Below are 19,168 nucleotides of genomic sequence, written 5' to 3' on the forward strand. Positions count from 1 at the left end.
AATCTGCGAATTCCGTACGTCACATCCAGAGCCTTCATCGCTCTGGCCTCCGCGCGCCACGCGCCCGTGCGTACGAACGTGCATGGCACCCGTCGTGCACGAATGACGCTCACATCCCACGACATATAAGGGAGTACTCGTGGAGAACTTCTCCGAGACCCAGAACGACCAGCCCGCAGCGGCAGCCCCTGCCGCCGAGGCTCCTGCCGCCGACACGACCGCGGAGACCGCGGCGCCGGCGCGCAAGCGCGCTCCTCGCCGCGCGACCAGTGCCACCGCGGCCGCCAAGGCGGCGGCCGAGAGCGCCGCCGAGGCGCCTGCCGCGGCCGAGCCGGCGGCGTCCGACGCCCCGGCCGAGCCGGCCCCCAAGACCCCGCGCCGCAGCCGCGCCAAGAAGGCGGATGCCGCGGCCTCCGAGGCTCCGGCCTCCGACGCGCCTTCTGCTGACGCCCCTGCCGCCGCCGAGGCTCCGGCAGGCGACGGCGAGCCCGCGGCGGCCCCCAAGGGCCGCAAGCGCCCTGCGAAGAAGAAGGCGGACGCCGAGACGACTGACGACGCCGCCGAGGCGAAGCCCGCGGAGAAGGCTGAGGCGAAGGGCGAGAAGGCCGAGAAGGCCGACGCGAAGAAGGACGACGCGAAGGACGCGGCCAAGGGCGACGCGGCTGCGGCATCCACCGACGAGTCCGCGAAGCAGAGCGCCTCCGACGCCGAATCCGGCGCCGAGTCGGGCGAGGAGGGCTCGGGCCGCAGCCGGAGCCGCAGCCGGAGCCGCAACCGCGGACGCGGCGGGAACGGTCAGAACGGCAACGGCCAGGAGCAGCAGTCCTCGTCGGCGGACGAGGAGCAGTCCTCCGGACGCAACCGCCAGCGCAACAAGCGCCGCGGCGGTGGCAACCAGACCGCCGACGAGTTCGAGACCGAGATCGGCGAGGACGACGTCCTGATCCCGATCGCCGGCATCCTGGACGTGCTCGACAACTACGCGTTCGTGCGCACCTCCGGCTACCTGGCCGGAGCCAGCGACGTCTACGTGTCGCTCGGGCAGGTCAAGAAGTACAACCTGCGCAAGGGCGACGCCGTCGTCGGTGCCATCAAGCAGCCGCGCGAGGGCGAGCAGCAGGGACGCCAGAAGTACAACGCGCTCGTGAAGGTCGACTCGATCAACGGCCTGTCCGTCGAGGATGCCGCCGCTCGTGTCGAGTTCGGCAAGCTGACGCCGCTGTACCCGCAGGAGCGTCTGCGCCTGGAGACCGCGCCCGAGAAGCTGACGCAGCGCATCATCGACCTGGTCGCCCCGATCGGGAAGGGTCAGCGCGGTCTCATCGTCGCGCCCCCGAAGGCGGGCAAGACCATCGTGCTGCAGCAGATCGCGAACGCGATCGCGCAGAACAACCCCGAGGTGCACCTCATGGTCGTGCTCGTGGACGAGCGCCCCGAAGAGGTCACCGACATGCAGCGTTCGGTGAAGGGCGAGGTCATCGCCTCGACCTTCGATCGCCCCGCGGAGGACCACACCACCGTCGCCGAGCTCGCCATCGAGCGCGCCAAGCGGCTGGTGGAGCTGGGCCGCGACGTCGTCGTTCTGCTCGACTCGATCACGCGTCTCGGCCGTGCCTACAACATCTCCGCCCCGGCATCCGGCCGCGTGCTCACCGGCGGTGTCGACGCCTCGGCGCTGTACCCGCCCAAGCGCTTCTTCGGCGCCGCGCGCAACATCGAGAACGGCGGATCGCTCACGATCCTGGCCACGGCGCTCGTCGAGACCGGTTCGAAGATGGACGAGGTCATCTTCGAGGAGTTCAAGGGCACCGGCAACAGCGAGCTGCGCCTGTCGCGCGCGCTGGCCGACAAGCGCATCTTCCCGGCGGTGGACGTCAACGCGTCCAGCACGCGTCGCGAGGAGATGCTGCTCAGCCCCGACGAGGTCAAGATCACCTGGAAGCTGCGTCGCGCCCTCGCGGGACTCGACACCCAGCAGGCCCTCGAGGTCGTGCTCGGCAAGCTCAAGGAGACCCACTCCAACGTCGAGTTCCTCGTCCAGATGCAGAAGTCGATCCCGGCCCCCGCGACCGGCTCCAGCCACGGGCACGAGAACAACATCCGCTGAACCGTGTTCGAGTCCGTCCAGGCGCTCATCGACGAACACCGCCGGGTCCAGGAGGAGCTCTCCGACCCGGCGGTGCACGCCGATGCCGCCCGCGCCAAGCGCGTGAACCGGCGCTACGCCGAGCTGTCCAAGATCGTGGCCGCTCACGAGGCGTGGCTCGCGGCATCCGAGGACCTGGAGGCGGCACGCGAGCTCGCCCGTGAGGACGAGGCCTTCGCGGCGGAGATCCCCGAGCTGGAAGCCGGCGTCGAGCAGGCGCAGGAGAAACTGCGACGACTGCTGATCCCGCGCGACCCGGATGACGCCCGCGACGTGATCATGGAGATCAAGGCGGGGGAGGGCGGTGCGGAGAGCGCGCTGTTCGCCGCCGACCTGCTGCGGATGTACATGCAGTACGCGGCATCCAAGGGCTGGAAGACCGAGCTGCTGGAGCGCAACGAGTCCGATCTCGGCGGTTACAAGGACGTCCAGGTCGCGATCAAGGGCGCATCGACCGATCCGGCGCAGGGAGTGTGGGCGCATCTGAAGTACGAGGGCGGCGTGCACCGCGTGCAGCGGGTGCCGGCGACCGAGTCGCAGGGGCGCATCCACACCTCGACGACGGGGGTGCTCGTCTTCCCCGAGGTCGACGAGCCGGACGAGATCGAGATCAACCAGAACGATCTGAAGATCGACGTGTTCCGCTCGTCGGGACCCGGCGGGCAGTCGGTGAACACGACGGACTCCGCCGTGCGCATCACGCACATCCCGACCGGGATCGTCGTGTCGATGCAGAACGAGAAGTCGCAGCTGCAGAACCGGGAGGCCGGCATGCGCGTGCTGCGCGCACGCCTGCTCGCCAAGCAGCAGGAGGAACTGGATGCCGCGGCCTCCGACGCCCGGCGTTCGCAGATCCGCGGGATGGACCGCTCCGAGCGGATCCGGACCTACAACTTCCCGGAGAACCGGATCGCGGATCACCGCACCGGCTTCAAGGCGTACAACCTGGACCAGGTGATGGACGGCGCGCTGGATCCCCTCATCGAGAGCGCGATCCACGCCGACGAGGAGGCGCGCCTCGCCGCCGTCGGCCGCGAGTCCTGACCGGCGGTCAGATCGAGCCTTGACCGGCGGCCGCTGCGCGCCCGCCTCAAGCCCGTCTATATGGCGCAAATGCTCGGTTCGCACGGCGTGTCGCGTGCATTTGCGCCACATTGACGGGGGTTGTGGAGAAGCCGAGCGAGCCGGAGGCGAGATCGGGCATGGTGGCGGCATGCTGCGGCCTCTTCCTGACGGACTACCGGACGTGTTCCGGGTGCGCGACGCCCGGGACCAGGGGGTCGGGCGGCGCCGATTGGATGCTCCCGACCTGGCGGCACCTTTCCGGGGCGTCCGGTTGGACGTCCGTGCGAGCCTGCAGGATCCCTCGTCGGAGGATCCCTGGGAGCGACGGCGTGACGCGCATCTGCGCCTCCTGCGCGCATACCTTCCCGTCCTGCCCGATGACGCCTACTTCTGCGGACCAAGTGCGGCGGTCGTGTGGGGGATTCCGTTGCCTCCGTGGGGTTGGCCGGATGAGCTGCACGTCGGTGTCCATCGGCCTCGGCGCGCGCCGCGCCGTCCCGGTGTCGTCGGGCATCAGCACACGCGCGGTTTCGTCAGGACGGTCGAACACGACGGACTGCCGGTGACGGACGCGGCGAGCACCTGGGCCTCGCTCGGAGGTGCGCTGGGGCTCGACGACCTCGTCGCCGCGGCCGACCGGGTCCTTCGCGTGCCGCGGCATCCCGGCGGGTTCGCGGAGGTGACGGAGGAGGCGCTCGCGACGCGCGACGAGCTCGAGCTCCTCGCGCGGCGCAAGGGTCGCCCCGGAGCCCCGCGGCTACGGCGCGCGCTGCAGCTGGCGCGCACGGGCGCATCGTCCCCGCCGGAGACGCACGTGCGGCTGATCCTCTGTCGCGCGGGACTTCCGGAGCCGGTCCTCGACCACGACGTGTACGACGATAACGGCCGCTTCCTGGGATGCAGCGAGTTGGCGTACCCGGACCTCAAGGTCGCGATGGAATATGAGAGCGATGGCCATCTGAGCCGTCATCAGCTCCAGCGGGACATCGACAAGTACCAGGCGTACGCCGAGGCGGACTGGTACCCCGTCCGTCTGACGTCTGACCATGTCTACCGGAACCCTCGGGAGACGGTGCGTCGCGTACGTGAGGCGCGTGCCGCGGCATCCGCCCGCCGTCACCGCCCGTGAGCGCCCGTCTATATGGCGCAAACGCACGCGACACGCCGAGCAGGGGCGTGCACTGGCGCCATATAGACGGGCATTACGCCGCCTCGGCGGTCAGATCGAGTAGTCGGGAGCGGTCAGCAGCGCGCGCGTGTCGTCGTGCGGCTTGCGGGTGCGCGCCTTGGCCGGCACGCCGACCAGCACGCTGTCGGCCGGTGCGTCCTTCGTGACGACGGCGTTCGCGCCGATGACCGAGCGCGCGCCGACCGTGACCGGACCGAGGATCTTGGCGCCCGCGCCGACTGCGACGCCGTCGCCGAGAGTGGGATGCCGTTTGCCGGCGTCGCGCGTGCGGCCGCCCAGCGTCACGCCGTGGTAGATCATGACGTCGTCGCCGATCTCGGCGGTCTCTCCGATGACGACGCCCATGCCGTGATCGATGAAGAAGCGGCGCCCGATGCGCGCTCCGGGATGGATCTCGATTCCGGTCAGCCAGCGCGCGAGCTGCGAGCCGAGCCGCGCGGGGAAGCGCAGCCCGCGCCGCCAGAGGGCGTGGTTGACCCGGTGCGCCCAGACGGCGTGCAGCCCGGGGTAGAGGATCGCGATCTCCAGGCCGCCGCGGGCGGCGGGATCACGAAGCCGGGCGGACGCGACGTCCTCGCGCATCCGCCCGACCCAGTGCATGCCGGGGATCGGCATCAGTCTTCGCGCAGGTCCTCGAACAGCGCGGTGGACAGGTAGCGCTCACCGGTGTCCGGAGCGACGACGACGATCGTCTTGCCCGCGCTCTCCGGGCGGGCCGCCACCTTGAGCGCCTGGGCGACCGCGGCACCGCTGGAGATGCCCACCAGCAGGCCTTCCTTCGCGGCGAGCGCACGGGCGGTCGCGATCGACTCGTCGAACTCGGCCGTGATGACCTCGTCGATGACCTCGCGGTCGAGCACGTCGGGGACGAAGTTCGGTCCGATGCCCTGGATCTTCGCGGGGCCGACGCGGCCCTCGGAAAGCAGCGGCGAGTCCTTGGGCTCGACGGCGATGACCTTCACCTCGGGCTTCGCTGCCTTGAGCGCCTGTCCGGTGCCGGTGACCGTGCCGCCCGTGCCGACGCCGGCGACGAAGACGTCGACGGCGCCGTCGGTGTCGCGGAGGATCTCCTGCGCGGTGGTCTCGCGGTGGATCTGCGGGTTCGCGGCGTTCTCGAACTGCCGGGCCCAGACCGCGCCGGGGGTCTTCTCGATGATCTCCTTGAGCGTCTCGATCGCGCCGCTCATGCCCTTGGTCGGGTCGCTCAGTACGAGCTCGGCACCGAACGCCTTGAGCAGGACACGGCGCTCCTTGGACATCGACGCGGGCATCGTGAGGATCACGCGATAGCCGCGCGCGGCACCCACCATGGCCAACGCGATGCCGGTGTTGCCGCTCGTGGCCTCGACGATCGTGCCGCCCGGCTTGAGCTCGCCGGACGCCTCGGCCGCGTTCACGATCGCGATGCCGATGCGGTCCTTGACGCTGGAGGCGGGGTTGAAGGCCTCGACCTTGACGAGGACGGTGGCGTCCAGGCCCTCGGTGAGACGGTTCAGCTTGACCAGCGGCGTGTTGCCGAAGGCTGTTGTGATGTCGGAGTGGATGCCGGGCATGAAGACGCCTTTCCTGAGCGGGTGACTGCCGACAGCCTAGGGGAGCGGTCTGTGGTGGGGACATATGTGACGGACCGTTGCGCTCTACGCTGGAGGGATGCCCGTCTCGATCGCCGCGCTCCTGCGCTCCGTCGCCCAGCAGCTCGCCGACGCGGGCGTGCCCGACCCCCTCGTGGACGCCGAGCTCCTGCTCGGGCATGTCGCCGGTCTCGGACGCGGAGCCGTGCAGGCGGCCGCCGTGCGCGGCGACGAGCTCGCGGAGGAGGACGCAGACCGTCTGCGCGCGCTCGTGGAGAGGCGTGCGGCGCGGGAGCCGCTGCAGCACCTGACCGGCACGGCGCCGTTCCGGCACCTCGAGCTCGCGGTCGGACCAGGTGTCTTCGTCCCGAGGCCGGAGACCGAGCAGGTCGCCCAGTTCGCCATCGACGCGCTCATGAACGCCCCGGATGCCGAGCCCATCGGCGTCGACCTCGGCACAGGATCCGGAGCCATCGCCCTGGCGATGGCGACCGAGGTCCCGCACGCCCGGATCTTCGCGGCCGAGCTCTCTGCGGACGCCCACGCGTGGGCCGCACGCAACACCGAGGCCGCCGCCAACCTGACGCTCGTCCACGCGGATCTCGCAGAGGCCTTCCGGGAGCTGGACGGCCGCGTCGCGGTCGTCATCTCGAATCCGCCCTACGTGCCGGACGATGCGATCCCGCGCGACCCCGAGGTCCGGCTGTTCGATCCGTCCACGGCGCTCTACGGGGGACCGGACGGGCTCGACGTCGTGCGCGTGCTCAGCCGTCGTGCACTCGCGCTGCTGCGGCCGGGGGGACTCCTGGTGATCGAGCACGGCGAGCTGCAGGGGGCGGAGGTCCGCGCGCTGCTGACCGCCGACGGCTGGCGAGCCGCGGCCACGCACCCCGACCTCACCCACCGTGACAGGGCCACCACGGCGCTGCGCCCCTGACCCGTTCCGCTTCTCCCCGACGTCTCCGCGTAGAATCGATCCGTCATGTCCCCCGTCTTCGACTGCCGCGATGAGGAGCAGCTGCTCGCCGGCATGCGCCGTGCCCGCCAGGCCATCGGCCGCGGCGAGCTCATCGTCATCCCCACCGACACCGTCTACGGCGTCGCCGCCGACGCGTTCTCGCCGGCTGCCGTCCAGCGCCTCCTCGACGCGAAGGGGCGCGGTCGCGACCAGCCGCCTCCCGTGCTCGTCTCGGGTCCCGCAACGCTCAGCGCTCTCGCGGAGTCGGTGCCCGAACCCGTCCAGCGCCTCGTCGACGCGTTCTGGCCCGGCGGCCTCACGATCGTGCTCCCCGCGCAGCGCTCGCTCTCCTGGGATCTCGGCGAGACCCAGGGCACGGTCGCGGTGCGGATGCCCGACAGCCGCGTCGCCCTCGAGCTGCTGGAGGAGACCGGTCCGCTGGCGGTGTCCAGCGCGAACCTCACCGGCAAGGACGCCGCCATCACGGCATCCGAGGCTCTGGACATGCTCGGCGACAGCGTCGCGGTGTACCTCGACACGGGCATCAGCCGGGATGGGATCGCCTCGACGATCGTCGACGCCACCTCACTCGTCCCGCGCGGCGACGACGCTCCCGCGCCGGTCGTCCGCATCCTCCGCGAAGGCGCGATCACCCGCGAGCAGCTCGAGGACGTGCTCGGCGATCTTCTCGAACCCGCCGTGCAGCCCGGCGACGTCCTGACGGACGACGGCTCGGACGGCACGGCGTGAAGCAGTACCTGTTCACGATCATCCTGACCGCGACCGTCACCTTCGCGCTCTCCTGGGTGGTCTGGCAGCTGAGCCTGCGGTTCAAGCTGTATCCGGGGATCCGCGAGCGCGACGTGCACACCACGCCGACTCCGCGTCTCGGCGGGGTCGCCATCTTCCTCGGCATCGCCACGGCGGTCGGCGTCTCCGCCGCCAATCCGTTCTTCGAGACGCTGTGGATCCCGCCGCAGACGATGTGGTCCGTGCTGTGCGCGGCCCTGCTCATCGCGGTGATCGGCGTCATCGACGACCTCATCGACCTGGACTGGATGATCAAGCTCGGCGCGCAGTTCCTGGCTGCCGGGATCATCACGGTGTGGGGCGGGATGCAGATCCTCTCGCTGCCGTTCGGCGAGATGATCCTGTTCTCGAGCTGGGTGAGCATCGCCGTCACGATGTTCGCGATCGTCGTGGTGATGAACGCGGTCAACTTCATCGACGGGCTGGACGGACTCGTCGCCGGCGTGTGCCTGATCGCGAACAGCGTGTTCTTCGCCTACTCCTACATCGTGTCGCGGGACATCGGGGCGACCACGTACTTCAACCTGTCCACGTTCCTCGCCGCCGTCCTCATCGGCGCGTGCCTGGGGTTCCTGCCCTGGAACTGGAGCCCGGCGAAGCTGTTCATGGGCGATTCCGGTGCGCTTGTGATGGGACTGCTGATGGCCACCTCCACCGTGGTGCTCACGGGGCAGTGGCCGGCGTCGGCGCTCGACCCGGAGCAGTTCGGCCGTTCACAGCTGCTCGGTGCGTTCATCCCGATCCTGCTGCCGATCGCCGTCGTGATGCTGCCGCTGCTGGACTTCGGTCTCGCCGTGTTCCGGCGCATGCGCGCGGGCAAGTCGCCGTTCTCGCCGGATCGCAAGCACCTCCACCACCGCATGCTCGACCTCGGCCACCGCGATCGCGACGCCGTGCTGATCTTCTACGCGTGGACGGCGGTCATCTCGCTCGCGCTGCTGCTGATGTACATCGGCGCGCGCGAGGACTGGATCGGGCAGTACCTCATCGGAGTCGCTTTCGGCGCCGTCGGCGTCGTCGCCTGCCTGGTCGTCACCCTCATGCCCTCACCGCGCCGCACGGCTCCGGCCGCGGCGTCGCCGCCCGCCGTGGCAACCGCACCCGAAACCCTGGAGCCCTGATGAGCCCGAGCCCCGTGTCCAGCACCCCGATCCTGCGCCGCACCCTGATCTGGTCGGCGATCGCCGCCGCCGTCCTCGCGGTCGTCGCGGGCGGCATCGGCTTCGCCGTGGCGGGGGGAGAGGGGCTCGCGAGCGGGCTGCTCGGCGTGCTGCTCGCCGTCGTCTTCCTGGGGATCACGGGCCTGAGCATCCTGATCGCCAACCGCTGGTACGGCGACCCGCTGTACGTGCAGTTCTTCTTCGCGATCGTGCTCGGCGGATGGCTGCTGAAGCTCGGCATCTTCGTCGTGATCATGATCGTGCTGGCGGGGCAGCCGTGGATCGAGCCCATGGTGTTCTTCCTGTCGATCGTCGCCGGCGTGGCCATGTCGCTGATCATCGACGTCGTCGTGCTCACCCGCATGCGCCTGCCGAACGTCAGCGACGTGCAGCTGCCGACCGAGAACCCCGAGGACCTGCCGCCGGAGGCGGGCGAGGGTGAGGCCGGCCCGAACTTGCGAAAGTCCTGATTCTGATAGTGTTGACCTGTGCCCCGCTCGTGTCCCGCGAGCGCTTGCGCCGTCACGCATCACCGACCATCGTCGCCCCGGTCCTGAACCGGTGCCCCGAAGCTGGAGCCCGCGCTGTCTAATCTTGCTGCGACCCTGATTCCCCGCCTGGCCGCCGATGGCGAGTTCCACGGCCCTTCGATGGACGAGTTCTTCCCGGAGATCCTGTTCAACGTCTTCGGCGTCGTCCCGATCCACCGCATCCACGTGATCCAGGCGCTCTCCGTGATCGCCGTCGTGCTGATCCTCTGGCTCGGCACGCGCCGGATGACAGTCGTCCCCGGTCGCTTCCAGAGCGTCGTGGAGATGGGCCTCGGCTTCGTCCGCAACGGCATCGCCCACGACCTGCTCGGACGCAAGGACGGCGACCGCTTCCTGCCGATCCTCACGACGATGTTCTTCATGATCCTGTTCATGAACATCACCGGCATCATCCCGTTCCTGAACATGCCGGGTACCGCGATCATCGCTCTGCCGTTGACGCTGGCCGTGATCAGCTATGTCACGTTCATTTACGCCGGCATCAAGAAGAGCCCGAAGAACTTCTTCAAGAACGCCCTCTTCCCCTCCGGTGTCCCGTGGCCGGTCTACTTCATCGTCACTCCGATCGAGTTCATCTCGACCTTCATCATCCGCCCCGTCACGCTGACGCTGCGACTCATGATGAACCTCGTCGTCGGGCACATGATCCTCGTGCTCTGCTTCGCGGCGACGCACTTCTTCTTCTTCACTGCAGGTGGCGGCTGGGCACTCCTCGGCGTCGGAACCCTCGCCTTCGGCGGTGCGTTCACCGTCTTCGAGATGCTGGTCGTCGTCCTGCAGGCCTACGTCTTCACCGTCCTCACCGCGGTCTACATCCAGCTCGCGGTCGCAGAAGAGCACTGAGCGGGTCGGCAACTGCCGTCCCACCCAACGAAAGGAAAAACCCGTGGACGCAACTACGGTTCTCGCTGAAATCAACGGTCACCTCGCGGCGGTCGGCTACGGCCTCGCAGCCATCGGTCCCGCCATCGGTGTGGGCATCGTCGTCGGCAAGACGATCGAGGGCGTCGCCCGTCAGCCCGAGCTGGCCGGTCGCCTGCAGGTTCTCATGTGGATCGGTATCGCCTTCACCGAGGCGCTTGCGTTCGTCGGCATCGCCGTCGGATTCATCCCCTTCCCGTAATCCGCACCGACTTCTGAAGGAGACAGGATGCTGAACGCTCTTGTCACGAACCTCGCGGCGGAGGAGACACCCAATCCGCTGATCCCCGCGTGGTACGACATCATCTGGTCGGCCCTGTGGTTCGTCGTCATCCTCGTCGTGGTGTGGAAGGTCGCCCTCCCGCGCTTCACGAAGGTGCTCGACGAGCGCTCCGCAGCCATCGAGGGCAACATCGCCAAGGCGGATGAGGCCCAGAAGCAGGCCGAGGCCGCGCTGGAGGAGTACACCCGCCAGCTCGCCGAGGCGCGCACCGAGGCCGGTGAGATCCGCGAGGCCGCCCGCGAGGACGGCAAGAAGATCGTCACCGAGGCCAAGGAGACCGCTTCGGCTGAGGCCGCGCGTCTGACCGCGGCCGCGCACACGCAGATCGAGGCCGAGCGCCAGGCCGCTCTCGTCTCGCTGCGGTCCGAGGTCGGCACGCTCGCCCTCGACCTCGCCGGTGGCGTGGTCGGCGAGACGCTCTCCGACGACGCCCGCGCGACGGCCGTGGTGGACCGGTTCCTGGCGGATCTCGAGGCATCCGAGGCGGCCAAGTAATGGGAAGCGCGACCACTCAGGCTCTGTCGGCGACGACGGCGGCTCTCTCGCAGGCCAAGGGCGTGACCCTCGGCACGGCGGAGGAGCTGTTCGCCGCCGCGCGGCTGGTGGGCGCTTCGCCCCAGCTGAGCGGCGCGCTCGCAGATCCCTCTGCCACCGCCGAGGCACGCGAGAAGGTCGTCCGTACGGTGTTCGCCGGTCTCTCGGCGAGCGCGCAGGACGTCCTCGTCGCGGTCGCGGCGCAGCGCTGGTCGGACTCCTCGGACCTGATCGACGGCATCGAGGAGCTCGCCATCCGCGCGGTGGCGATCGCCAAGCCGAAGGACGACATCGAGGGGGAGCTGTTCGGCTTCCTCCGCGTCGTCGCCGGCAACCCCGAACTGGAGCTCGCCCTGGGCAGCCGCCTGGGCGACTCCGCGGCCAAGGGCGATCTCGTCGAGAAGGTCATCAGCGGCGCCGCCGGCGCCCCGACCACGCTGATCGTCTCGTCGCTCGTGCGCCAGCCGCGCGAGCGCCGGGTGCGCCAGATGCTGAACCGCGCCATCCGCATCGTCGCTGCGCAGCGCGGCCTCATCGTCGCGACCGTCCACACGGCCGCGGCGCTGAGCGACGCGCAGCGCACCCGCCTCGTCGACACGCTGTCGCGTCGCTACGGCGGACAGGTGACGCTCAGCGAGGTCATCGACCCCCATGTCGTCGGAGGCCTGCGCGTGCAGGTGGCCGATGACGTCATCGACGGCAGCATCTCCGCGCGGCTCGCCGATCTTCGACAGAAGCTCGCGGGCTAACACGACTTCGCGCGGGGAACCGCGCACCCAGATACAAAGGGAAGACAATGGCAGAACTATCGATCAGCCCCGACGTCATCCGTGACGCGCTGAAGGACTTCGCCGCCGCGTACGAGCCGACCGCCGCCGCGGCCACCGAGGTCGGCACGGTCATCGACGCCGCAGACGGCATCGCGCACGTCGAGGGACTGCCGGGCGTCATGGCCAACGAGCTCGTCACCTTCGCGGACGGCACCAAGGGCCTGGCTCTGAACCTCGACGAGCACGAGATCGGCGTCGTCGTCCTCGGCGACTTCACCGGCATCGAGGCCGGCCAGGAGGTCACCCGCACGGGTGAGGTCCTGTCCGTCCCCGTCGGGGACGCGTTCCTCGGCCGTGTCGTCGACCCGCTCGGCAACCCGATCGACGGCCTCGGCACGATCGCCGCAGAGGGTCGTCGCGAGCTCGAGCTGCAGGCGCCGGGCGTCATGCAGCGCAAGAGCGTGCACGAGCCGCTGCAGACCGGCATCAAGGCCATCGACGCGATGATCCCGGTCGGCCGCGGCCAGCGCCAGCTCATCATCGGCGACCGCCAGACCGGCAAGACGGCCATCGCGATCGACACGATCATCAACCAGAAGGCCAACTGGGAGTCCGGCGACCCGACCAAGCAGGTGCGCTGCATCTACGTCGCCATCGGTCAGAAGGGCTCCACGATCGCCTCCGTGAAGGGCGCGCTCGAGGACGCTGGCGCGATGGAGTACACCACCATCGTCGCGGCCCCCGCCTCCGACCCGGCCGGTTTCAAGTACATCGCCCCCTACACCGGTTCGGCGATCGGCCAGCACTGGATGTACGGCGGCAAGCACGTCCTCATCATCTTCGACGACCTGTCGAAGCAGGCCGAGGCCTACCGCGCTGTCTCCCTCCTGCTGCGTCGCCCGCCGGGGCGCGAGGCCTACCCGGGTGACGTCTTCTACCTGCACTCGCGCCTGCTGGAGCGGTGCGCGAAGCTCTCCGACGAGCTCGGCGCGGGTTCGATGACGGGTCTTCCCATCATCGAGACCAAGGCGAACGACGTCTCGGCGTACATCCCGACCAACGTCATCTCGATCACCGACGGGCAGATCTTCCTGCAGTCCGACCTCTTCAACGCCAACCAGCGTCCCGCGGTCGACGTGGGCATCTCGGTCTCGCGAGTCGGTGGTGACGCTCAGGTCAAGTCCATCAAGAAGGTCTCCGGAACCCTGAAGCTGGAGCTCGCGCAGTACCGCTCGCTCGAGGCGTTCGCGATGTTCGCCAGCGACCTCGACGCGGCATCGCGTCGTCAGCTCGCCCGTGGTGCGCGTCTGACCGAGCTGCTCAAGCAGCCGCAGTACTCGCCGTACCCGGTCGAGGACCAGGTCGTCTCGATCTGGGCCGGCACCAACGGCAAGCTCGACACCATCGAGGTCTCCGACGTGCTGCGCTTCGAGCGCGAGCTGCTCGACCACCTGCGTCGCAACACGAAGGTGCTCGACACTCTGCGCGAGACCAACGTGCTGGACGACGAGACGGTCGCTGAGCTCGACAAGGTCACCGACGCGTTCATCCTGGAGTTCCAGGGCGGCAAGGGGCAGTCGATCGGCGCTCCCGGCCACGAGGAGCACGCTGCGGCCGCGGCCGAGGACGTCAACCAGGAGAAGATCGTCAAGGGTCGTCGCGCGTAACGCGCGGGGTACGCAGTTATGGGCGCTCAACTCAGGGTCTACAAGCAGAAGATCTCTTCTGCTCAGACGACCAAGAAGATCACGAAGGCGATGGAGCTCATCGCGGCTTCGCGCATTCAGAAGGCGATGGCGCGCGTGCGCGCGTCCTCTCCCTTCGCGCGTGCCGTGACCAGGGCCGTGTCCGCCGTCGCGACGTACTCGAACGTCGACCACCCGCTGACTCGCGAGCCCGAGACGATCACCCGTTCCGCGGTGGTGATCTTCTCGTCGGACCGCGGTCTCGCCGGTGCGTTCAACTCCCAGATCCTGCGCGAGGCGCTGGAGCTGGCCGAGCTGATCCGCGCCGAGGGCAGCGAGCCGGTGTTCTACCTCGTCGGCCGCAAGGCGGTCGGGTACTTCCAGTTCCGGGGCATCGAGTCCGCGGCCGAGTGGACGGGTGACACCGACACCCCGCAGTTCTCGACGGCGGAGGAGATCTCCGCGACGCTGCTCGAGGCGTTCTCCCGCGGCGGTGCCGGCGGCGGCGTCGACGAGATCCACCTCGTCTACAACCGCTTCGTCAGCATGATGACGCAGAGCCCGGAGACGGTGCGTCTGCTTCCGCTGGAGATCGCCGAGTCGGACGAGTCGGATGCCGGCCACGCCGTGTATCCGCTCTACGAGTTCGAACCGGATGCCGAGACCGTGCTGGACGCGATCCTGCCGGTGTACATCCAGAGCCGGGTCTTCAACGCCCTGCTGCAGTCGTCGGCCGCCAAGCAGGCCGCGACGCAGAAGGCGATGAAGTCGGCCAGCGACAACGCCGACAAGCTCATCACCGACTACACCCGTCTGCGCAACAACGCGCGTCAGGCGGAGATCACGCAGCAGATCGCGGAGATCGTCGGCGGCGCCGACGCGCTCGCGTCGAGCAAATAGACCATCAAGAAAGAGACGAAGATATGACCCCCACCGCAACAGCCGAGGCTGCGACCGCGGTCGTCGGGCGCGTCGCACGCGTCACGGGCCCGGTCGTCGACATCGAGTTCCCGCACGACTCGATCCCGGACATCTACAACGCCCTCAAGACGACGATCACGATCGGCGAGGAGTCCACCGAGATCACGCTCGAGGTCGCTCAGCACCTCGGCGACGACCTGGTCCGCGCCATCGCGCTCAAGCCGACCGACGGCATCGTCCGCGGCCAGGAGGTGCGCGACACCGGCGAGGCCATCTCGGTCCCCGTCGGCGACGTCACCAAGGGCAAGGTCTTCAACGTGATCGGCGAGGTCCTCAACGCCGAGCCGGGCGAGCAGATCGAGATCACGGAGCGCTGGCCGATCCACCGCCAGGCGCCGAACTTCGACCAGCTCGAGTCGAAGACCACGATGTTCGAGACCGGCATCAAGTCGATCGACCTGCTGACCCCCTACGTGCAGGGTGGGAAGATCGGTCTGTTCGGCGGCGCCGGCGTCGGCAAGACCGTCCTCATCCAGGAGATGATCCAGCGCGTCGCGCAGGACCACGGCGGTGTGTCCGTGTTCGCCGGTGTCGGCGAGCGCACGCGTGAGGGCAACGACCTCATCGGCGAGATGGAGGAGGCGGGCGTCTTCGACAAGACCGCCCTCGTCTTCGGCCAGATGGACGAGCCGCCGGGGACGCGTCTGCGCGTCGCGCTCTCGGCTCTGACGATGGCGGAGTACTTCCGCGACGTGCAGAAGCAGGACGTGCTGCTGTTCATCGACAACATCTTCCGCTTCACGCAGGCCGGTTCCGAGGTCTCCACGCTGCTGGGCCGCATGCCCTCCGCCGTGGGTTACCAGCCGAACCTCGCCGACGAGATGGGCCTCCTGCAGGAGCGCATCACCTCGACGCGCGGCCACTCGATCACCTCGCTGCAGGCGATCTACGTTCCGGCCGACGACTACACCGACCCGGCTCCGGCGACCACCTTCGCGCACCTCGACGCCACGACCGAGCTGTCGCGTGAAATCGCGTCGAAGGGTCTGTACCCGGCCATCGACCCGCTGACCTCGACGTCGCGCATCATGGACCCCCGCTACCTGGGCGAGGACCACTACCGCGTCGCCACCACGGTCAAGCAGATCCTCCAGAAGAACAAGGAACTGCAGGAGATCATCGCGATCCTCGGTGTCGACGAGCTCTCCGAAGAGGACAAGATCGTCGTGTCGCGTGCACGCCGCATCCAGCAGTTCCTCTCGCAGAACACCTACATGGCCAAGAAGTTCACGGGTGTCGAGGGCTCCACGGTTCCGCTCAAGGACACGATCGAGTCCTTCGACGCGATCGCCAAGGGCGACTTCGACCACGTCGCCGAGCAGGCCTTCTTCAACGTCGGCGCGATCAGCGACGTCGAGGAGAAGTGGGCGCAGATCCAGAAGGAGAACGCCTGATCATGGCCCTGAACGTCAGCCTTGTCTCCGCGGACGCGGAGGTCTGGACGGGCGAGGCGAGCCTCGTCGTCGCCAAGACCGTCGAGGGGGAGATCGGCATCATGACCGGTCACGAGCCGGTGCTCGCCATCCTCGCGCAGGGCGAGGTGCGCATCACCCGTGAGGACGGGTCCAAGGTGCTCGCCAACGCGCAGGACGGGTTCCTCTCCATGGAGGGCGACACCCTGACGATCGTGGCGGGCAACGCCGCGCTCATCGCCTGATCCGTTTCGCTCTCGAGGCGTCCGTCACCGGCTGTGCCGGGGCGGGCGCCTCGATGCGTCCGCACCCGGAAGTCCCATGAAGATCCTGCTGCCGCCGTCCGAGACCAAGCGCGCCGGGGGAGCGTCCGGTGCGTTCGATGCGCGCCGGCTCGCGCTTCCGGCGCTCGGCCCGCAGCGCGAGGCCGTCATCGACGCGCTCGTCGATCTCTCCGCCGACGAGGATGCCGCGCGCCGCGTCCTCAAGCTGAGCGACCGTCAGGTCGGCGAGATCGAACACAATCGCCTGCTCCGCACTTCGCCGACGATGCCCGCTGTGGACCGCTACACCGGCGTGCTCTTCGACGAGCTGGACGCCGCGACCCTCGGGGCCGAGGTCCGCGCCCATCTGCATGAGCATGTCCTCATCCACTCCGCGCCCTTCGGACCAGTCGCCGCGCTGGATCCGATACCGGTGTACCGGCTCGCGGCCGGCGCATCCCTGCCCGGGGTCGCGCCGCTGCGCCGGCACTGGTCGGAGGCGACGACGCGCGCGCTGGCCGAGGACGACGCGCCGTTCCTGCTGGACCTGCGCAGCGAGGCCTATGCCGCGCTCGGGCCGGTCCCGGCATCCGTGCCGTCCGCGTACGTGCGGGTCGTGGCGGATGAGGGCGGCGTCACGCGGGCCCTGAACCACTTCAACAAGAAGGCCAAGGGCGCCTTCGTGCGCGCGTTCGCCGAGGACCTCGTGTCCGTGCAGACCCCGGCGGACCTCCTGGCATGGGCCGCAGCGCGCGACATCGTGCTCCGCACGACGTCCGATCCCGGCATCTGGGAGCTCGTCGCGCCGGCGTGAACATTGCGCGACATCCCGCGGGACCCGTGCGCGCGGCACACCGGGCGCGCTAGGGTTGTGGGCGCGGCGCGACCGTCGCCATGAACACTGACCCGGAGGGGATCATGGGTAGTTATTACTACGACGATTACAGCGGAGCATGGGCCGCCGCGATCATCGGCACATTCTTCGTGCTGCTGCTGATCTCGATCATCCCGTACGTGCTGTCGTCGATCTTCCTGATGAAGATCTTCGAGAAGGCCGGCGTCCAGGGCAAGTGGCGCGCGTGGGTGCCGATCTACAACACGATGGTGCTGTTCAAGCTCGGCGATCTGTCGCCGTGGCTGATCCTCTACGGCATCGGTGCCGCGATCGCGCTGAGCATCCTGTCGCTGATCCCGATCCTCGGCCTCCTGTTCGCGATCATCTCGTGGGTCCCCGCCGTCGCGCTGGCTGTGCTGTCGGTCCTCGCTGCATGGCGCGTCGGCCTGAAGCTGCAGAAGGACGCCGTCTGGGTCGTCCTGTTCATCTTCCTCGCGCTCGTGTGGGAGGGCATCCTGGCCTTCGACAAGTCGCGCTGGAACCCGAACGTCCCCGGTGCTCCGTGGGCAGGCCAGAAGTTCCTCGCGGATGACACCGTCTGGGCCGGCATCCCCGTCCAGCCGAAGAACCCGCCGGCGACCGCGTACGGCGCGGCTCCGGGCTACGGCGCCCCGCAGGGATACGGTCAGCCCGCTCAGCCGGGTTACGGACAGCCCGGCTACGGCCAGCCCGCTCAGCCCGGATACGGTCAGCCGGCCCAGCCCGGGTACCCGCAGCAGCCGGCTCAGCCGGGCTATGGTCAGCCGGCCCAGCCGGGATACCCGCAGCAGCCCGCGGCACCCGCGGTCCCGCCGACCGGCGCCCCGACGACGCCCCCGGCACCGCCGGCTCCTCCGGCGGCCCCGCCTGCTTCGGCCCCGAGCACGCCTCCGGCCCCGAACACGCCGCCGGCCGCGCCGAGCACGCCGCCGCCCGCGACGCCCCCGGCACCGCCGACGACGCCTCCGGCCCCGCCTGCCGCACCGACCGACCCGGACCAGCCGCCGGCCTGATCGACCGCAGTCCGAGAGCCCTCGATTCCGATCGGGGGCTCTCGGCGTATCCGGCATCCGCCCCGCCCGTTACCGGATAGCGTGGAAGCATGGCGTACTCGCAGCATCCCGCGTCCACTACGATGTGTGGAGGTCGTGCGGCCGCCCGGATCGCCGCAGGCACTTCGGAGGAAGCTCGTGGCTGACACGACAGCGAACACGCTCGACGTCGACGACCGCTTCACGCTCAGCTGGGCCGGAGCGACCGACCGCGGTCGTCGGCGCGACACGAACCAGGATGCCTTCCTCGCGGACTACCCGCTCTTCGTCGTCGCGGACGGGATGGGTGGACATGCCGGAGGCGAGATCGCGAGCCAGAGCACGATCGCGCGGCTGAAGAGCGTCGTGGAGTCCGGGAGCGTCGCGGCCGAGTCGATCGAGAGCGCCCTCGCACTCGCCGTGGAGGACATCGCGTCGCATCCCGACACGACCGACGAGGGGACCGGCACGACCCTGACCGGCGTCTTCCTCGACCTCGACGCGGATCCGCCGCGCTGGGTGTCGCTGAACATCGGCGACTCGCGCGTCTATCTCCTCCGCGACGATCAACTGGTCCAGGTCACCACCGACCACTCGGTGGTCCAGGAGCTCATCGCCTCGGGCCGCCTCAGCCCGGAAGAGGCCGAGGGGCATCCCTACAGCAACGTCATCACCCGGGCCGTCGGCGCGAGCGAGCTGTTCGCCCCCGACTATCTGGGCATCGAGCTGAGGGACGGCGACCGTTTCGTGATCTGCTCGGACGGACTCACGAAAGAGCTCACGGACTACGGCATCCAGCACTTCCTGCGCGAGCACGCGGACCCTGCGGCGGCGGTCGACGCCATGATGGAAGCCGCACTGGAGAACGGCGGCAGGGACAACGTCACCCTGATCGTGCTCCAGGTCGCCGAGCACTCGCCCTCCACAGCCGACTGATCCGCAGGACTTCGCCCGCCTCCTGTGG

The 19,168-nt window shown here is 69.2% G+C and carries 20 protein-coding genes; 18 read left to right on the forward strand and 2 right to left on the reverse strand.

Going from position 1 to position 19,168, the window contains the following annotated elements:
• The first annotated feature begins 139 nt into the window (after nt 1–139).
• The 3 genes from rho to KYX17_RS02495 all read left to right on the forward strand — a co-directional run bounded on the left by rho (nt 140) and on the right by KYX17_RS02495 (nt 4,340).
• The gene (rho, locus tag KYX17_RS02485) at nt 140–2,107 is read left to right on the forward strand and encodes a transcription termination factor Rho (protein ID WP_243224957.1); all 1,968 of its coding nucleotides are present in this window, start codon (nt 140–142) and stop codon (nt 2,105–2,107) included.
• Nucleotides 2,108–2,110: 3 nt separating this feature from the next.
• A complete protein-coding gene (prfA, locus tag KYX17_RS02490; RefSeq protein WP_243224958.1) occupies nt 2,111–3,190 on the forward strand; it encodes a peptide chain release factor 1 in 1,080 nt (359 codons plus the stop codon).
• A 169-nt stretch (nt 3,191–3,359) separates the two neighbouring features.
• Entirely contained in the window at nt 3,360–4,340 is a 981-nt protein-coding gene (locus tag KYX17_RS02495; RefSeq protein WP_243224959.1) for a hypothetical protein, read from the forward strand.
• 90 nt (nt 4,341–4,430) lie between these two features.
• Here KYX17_RS02495 and epsC read toward each other — a convergent pair whose 3' ends face one another.
• Nucleotides 4,431–5,015, reverse strand: a complete 585-nt coding sequence (epsC, locus tag KYX17_RS02500) for a serine O-acetyltransferase EpsC (RefSeq protein WP_243224960.1) — start codon at nt 5,013–5,015, stop codon at nt 4,431–4,433.
• A complete protein-coding gene (gene cysK, locus KYX17_RS02505) occupies nt 5,015–5,953 on the reverse strand; it encodes a cysteine synthase A (RefSeq protein WP_243224961.1) in 939 nt (312 codons plus the stop codon). The genes epsC and cysK overlap by 1 nt, the downstream gene beginning before the upstream one ends.
• 97 nt (nt 5,954–6,050) lie before the next feature.
• Here cysK and prmC point away from each other — a divergent pair, with 97 nt between their 5' ends.
• The 15 genes from prmC to KYX17_RS02580 all read left to right on the forward strand — a co-directional run bounded on the left by prmC (nt 6,051) and on the right by KYX17_RS02580 (nt 19,140).
• Nucleotides 6,051–6,908 carry a peptide chain release factor N(5)-glutamine methyltransferase gene (prmC, locus tag KYX17_RS02510; protein ID WP_243224962.1) on the forward strand — a complete coding sequence of 286 codons (858 nt, stop codon included), beginning with the start codon at nt 6,051–6,053 and terminating at the stop codon, nt 6,906–6,908.
• 45 nt (nt 6,909–6,953) lie between these two features.
• Nucleotides 6,954–7,679, forward strand: coding sequence for an L-threonylcarbamoyladenylate synthase (locus KYX17_RS02515; RefSeq protein WP_243224963.1), 726 nt, complete (start codon nt 6,954–6,956; stop codon nt 7,677–7,679).
• Nucleotides 7,676–8,860, forward strand: a complete 1,185-nt coding sequence (locus KYX17_RS02520) for an MraY family glycosyltransferase (protein WP_243224964.1) — start codon at nt 7,676–7,678, stop codon at nt 8,858–8,860. Before KYX17_RS02515 ends, KYX17_RS02520 begins: the two co-directional genes overlap by 4 nt.
• A complete protein-coding gene (locus tag KYX17_RS02525) occupies nt 8,860–9,369 on the forward strand; it encodes a hypothetical protein (protein ID WP_243224965.1) in 510 nt (169 codons plus the stop codon). The genes KYX17_RS02520 and KYX17_RS02525 overlap by 1 nt, the downstream gene beginning before the upstream one ends.
• 180 nt (nt 9,370–9,549) lie before the next feature.
• Nucleotides 9,550–10,293, forward strand: a complete 744-nt coding sequence (gene atpB / locus KYX17_RS02530) for a F0F1 ATP synthase subunit A (protein ID WP_243224966.1) — start codon at nt 9,550–9,552, stop codon at nt 10,291–10,293.
• A gap of 43 nt (nt 10,294–10,336) precedes the next feature.
• Complete coding sequence (gene atpE, locus KYX17_RS02535) at nt 10,337–10,573, forward strand: ATP synthase F0 subunit C (protein WP_025103147.1); 237 nt, start codon at nt 10,337–10,339, stop codon at nt 10,571–10,573.
• A 27-nt stretch (nt 10,574–10,600) separates the two neighbouring features.
• Nucleotides 10,601–11,149, forward strand: a complete 549-nt coding sequence (locus KYX17_RS02540; RefSeq protein ID WP_243224967.1) for a F0F1 ATP synthase subunit B — start codon at nt 10,601–10,603, stop codon at nt 11,147–11,149.
• Entirely contained in the window at nt 11,149–11,937 is a 789-nt protein-coding gene (locus tag KYX17_RS02545; protein WP_243224968.1) for a F0F1 ATP synthase subunit delta, read from the forward strand. Before KYX17_RS02540 ends, KYX17_RS02545 begins: the two co-directional genes overlap by 1 nt.
• 47 nt (nt 11,938–11,984) lie before the next feature.
• On the forward strand, nt 11,985–13,625 hold the full coding sequence (atpA, locus tag KYX17_RS02550; protein ID WP_243224969.1) for a F0F1 ATP synthase subunit alpha: 1,641 nt from the start codon (nt 11,985–11,987) through the stop codon (nt 13,623–13,625).
• A gap of 18 nt (nt 13,626–13,643) precedes the next feature.
• The gene (locus tag KYX17_RS02555; protein ID WP_243224970.1) at nt 13,644–14,543 is read left to right on the forward strand and encodes a F0F1 ATP synthase subunit gamma; all 900 of its coding nucleotides are present in this window, start codon (nt 13,644–13,646) and stop codon (nt 14,541–14,543) included.
• Nucleotides 14,544–14,566: 23 nt separating this feature from the next.
• The gene (atpD, locus tag KYX17_RS02560) at nt 14,567–16,018 is read left to right on the forward strand and encodes a F0F1 ATP synthase subunit beta (RefSeq protein WP_243224971.1); all 1,452 of its coding nucleotides are present in this window, start codon (nt 14,567–14,569) and stop codon (nt 16,016–16,018) included.
• Between the two features lie 2 nt (nt 16,019–16,020).
• The gene (locus tag KYX17_RS02565; protein WP_243224972.1) at nt 16,021–16,281 is read left to right on the forward strand and encodes a F0F1 ATP synthase subunit epsilon; all 261 of its coding nucleotides are present in this window, start codon (nt 16,021–16,023) and stop codon (nt 16,279–16,281) included.
• A gap of 76 nt (nt 16,282–16,357) precedes the next feature.
• Nucleotides 16,358–17,113, forward strand: coding sequence for a YaaA family protein (locus KYX17_RS02570; protein WP_243224973.1), 756 nt, complete (start codon nt 16,358–16,360; stop codon nt 17,111–17,113).
• 80 nt (nt 17,114–17,193) lie between these two features.
• Entirely contained in the window at nt 17,194–18,186 is a 993-nt protein-coding gene (locus tag KYX17_RS02575; RefSeq protein WP_243224974.1) for a DUF5684 domain-containing protein, read from the forward strand.
• A gap of 177 nt (nt 18,187–18,363) precedes the next feature.
• Nucleotides 18,364–19,140 carry a PP2C family serine/threonine-protein phosphatase gene (locus KYX17_RS02580; RefSeq protein ID WP_243224975.1) on the forward strand — a complete coding sequence of 259 codons (777 nt, stop codon included), beginning with the start codon at nt 18,364–18,366 and terminating at the stop codon, nt 19,138–19,140.
• Nucleotides 19,141–19,168: the final 28 nt, after the last annotated feature.

It is taken from the genome of Microbacterium sp. CIAB417, assembly GCF_022788845.1.

Bases quoted from the DNA above. Each gene is read 5' to 3' on its own strand.
- epsC (WP_243224960.1), bottom strand. From the start codon at position 5,015: ATGCCGATCCCCGGCATGCACTGGGTCGGGCGGATGCGCGAGGACGTC.
- KYX17_RS02540 (WP_243224967.1), top strand. From the start codon at position 10,601: ATGCTGAACGCTCTTGTCACGAACCTCGCGGCGGAGGAGACACCCAAT.
- KYX17_RS02565 (WP_243224972.1), top strand. From the start codon at position 16,021: ATGGCCCTGAACGTCAGCCTTGTCTCCGCGGACGCGGAGGTCTGGACG.
- atpB (WP_243224966.1), top strand. From the start codon at position 9,550: ATGGACGAGTTCTTCCCGGAGATCCTGTTCAACGTCTTCGGCGTCGTC.
- atpA (WP_243224969.1), top strand. From the start codon at position 11,985: ATGGCAGAACTATCGATCAGCCCCGACGTCATCCGTGACGCGCTGAAG.
- prmC (WP_243224962.1), top strand. From the start codon at position 6,051: ATGCCCGTCTCGATCGCCGCGCTCCTGCGCTCCGTCGCCCAGCAGCTC.
- atpD (WP_243224971.1), top strand. From the start codon at position 14,567: ATGACCCCCACCGCAACAGCCGAGGCTGCGACCGCGGTCGTCGGGCGC.
- KYX17_RS02545 (WP_243224968.1), top strand. From the start codon at position 11,149: ATGGGAAGCGCGACCACTCAGGCTCTGTCGGCGACGACGGCGGCTCTC.
- KYX17_RS02555 (WP_243224970.1), top strand. From the start codon at position 13,644: ATGGGCGCTCAACTCAGGGTCTACAAGCAGAAGATCTCTTCTGCTCAG.
- KYX17_RS02570 (WP_243224973.1), top strand. From the start codon at position 16,358: ATGAAGATCCTGCTGCCGCCGTCCGAGACCAAGCGCGCCGGGGGAGCG.
- KYX17_RS02495 (WP_243224959.1), top strand. From the start codon at position 3,360: ATGCTGCGGCCTCTTCCTGACGGACTACCGGACGTGTTCCGGGTGCGC.
- KYX17_RS02575 (WP_243224974.1), top strand. From the start codon at position 17,194: ATGAACACTGACCCGGAGGGGATCATGGGTAGTTATTACTACGACGAT.
- KYX17_RS02515 (WP_243224963.1), top strand. From the start codon at position 6,954: ATGTCCCCCGTCTTCGACTGCCGCGATGAGGAGCAGCTGCTCGCCGGC.
- KYX17_RS02525 (WP_243224965.1), top strand. From the start codon at position 8,860: ATGAGCCCGAGCCCCGTGTCCAGCACCCCGATCCTGCGCCGCACCCTG.
- cysK (WP_243224961.1), bottom strand. From the start codon at position 5,953: ATGCCCGGCATCCACTCCGACATCACAACAGCCTTCGGCAACACGCCG.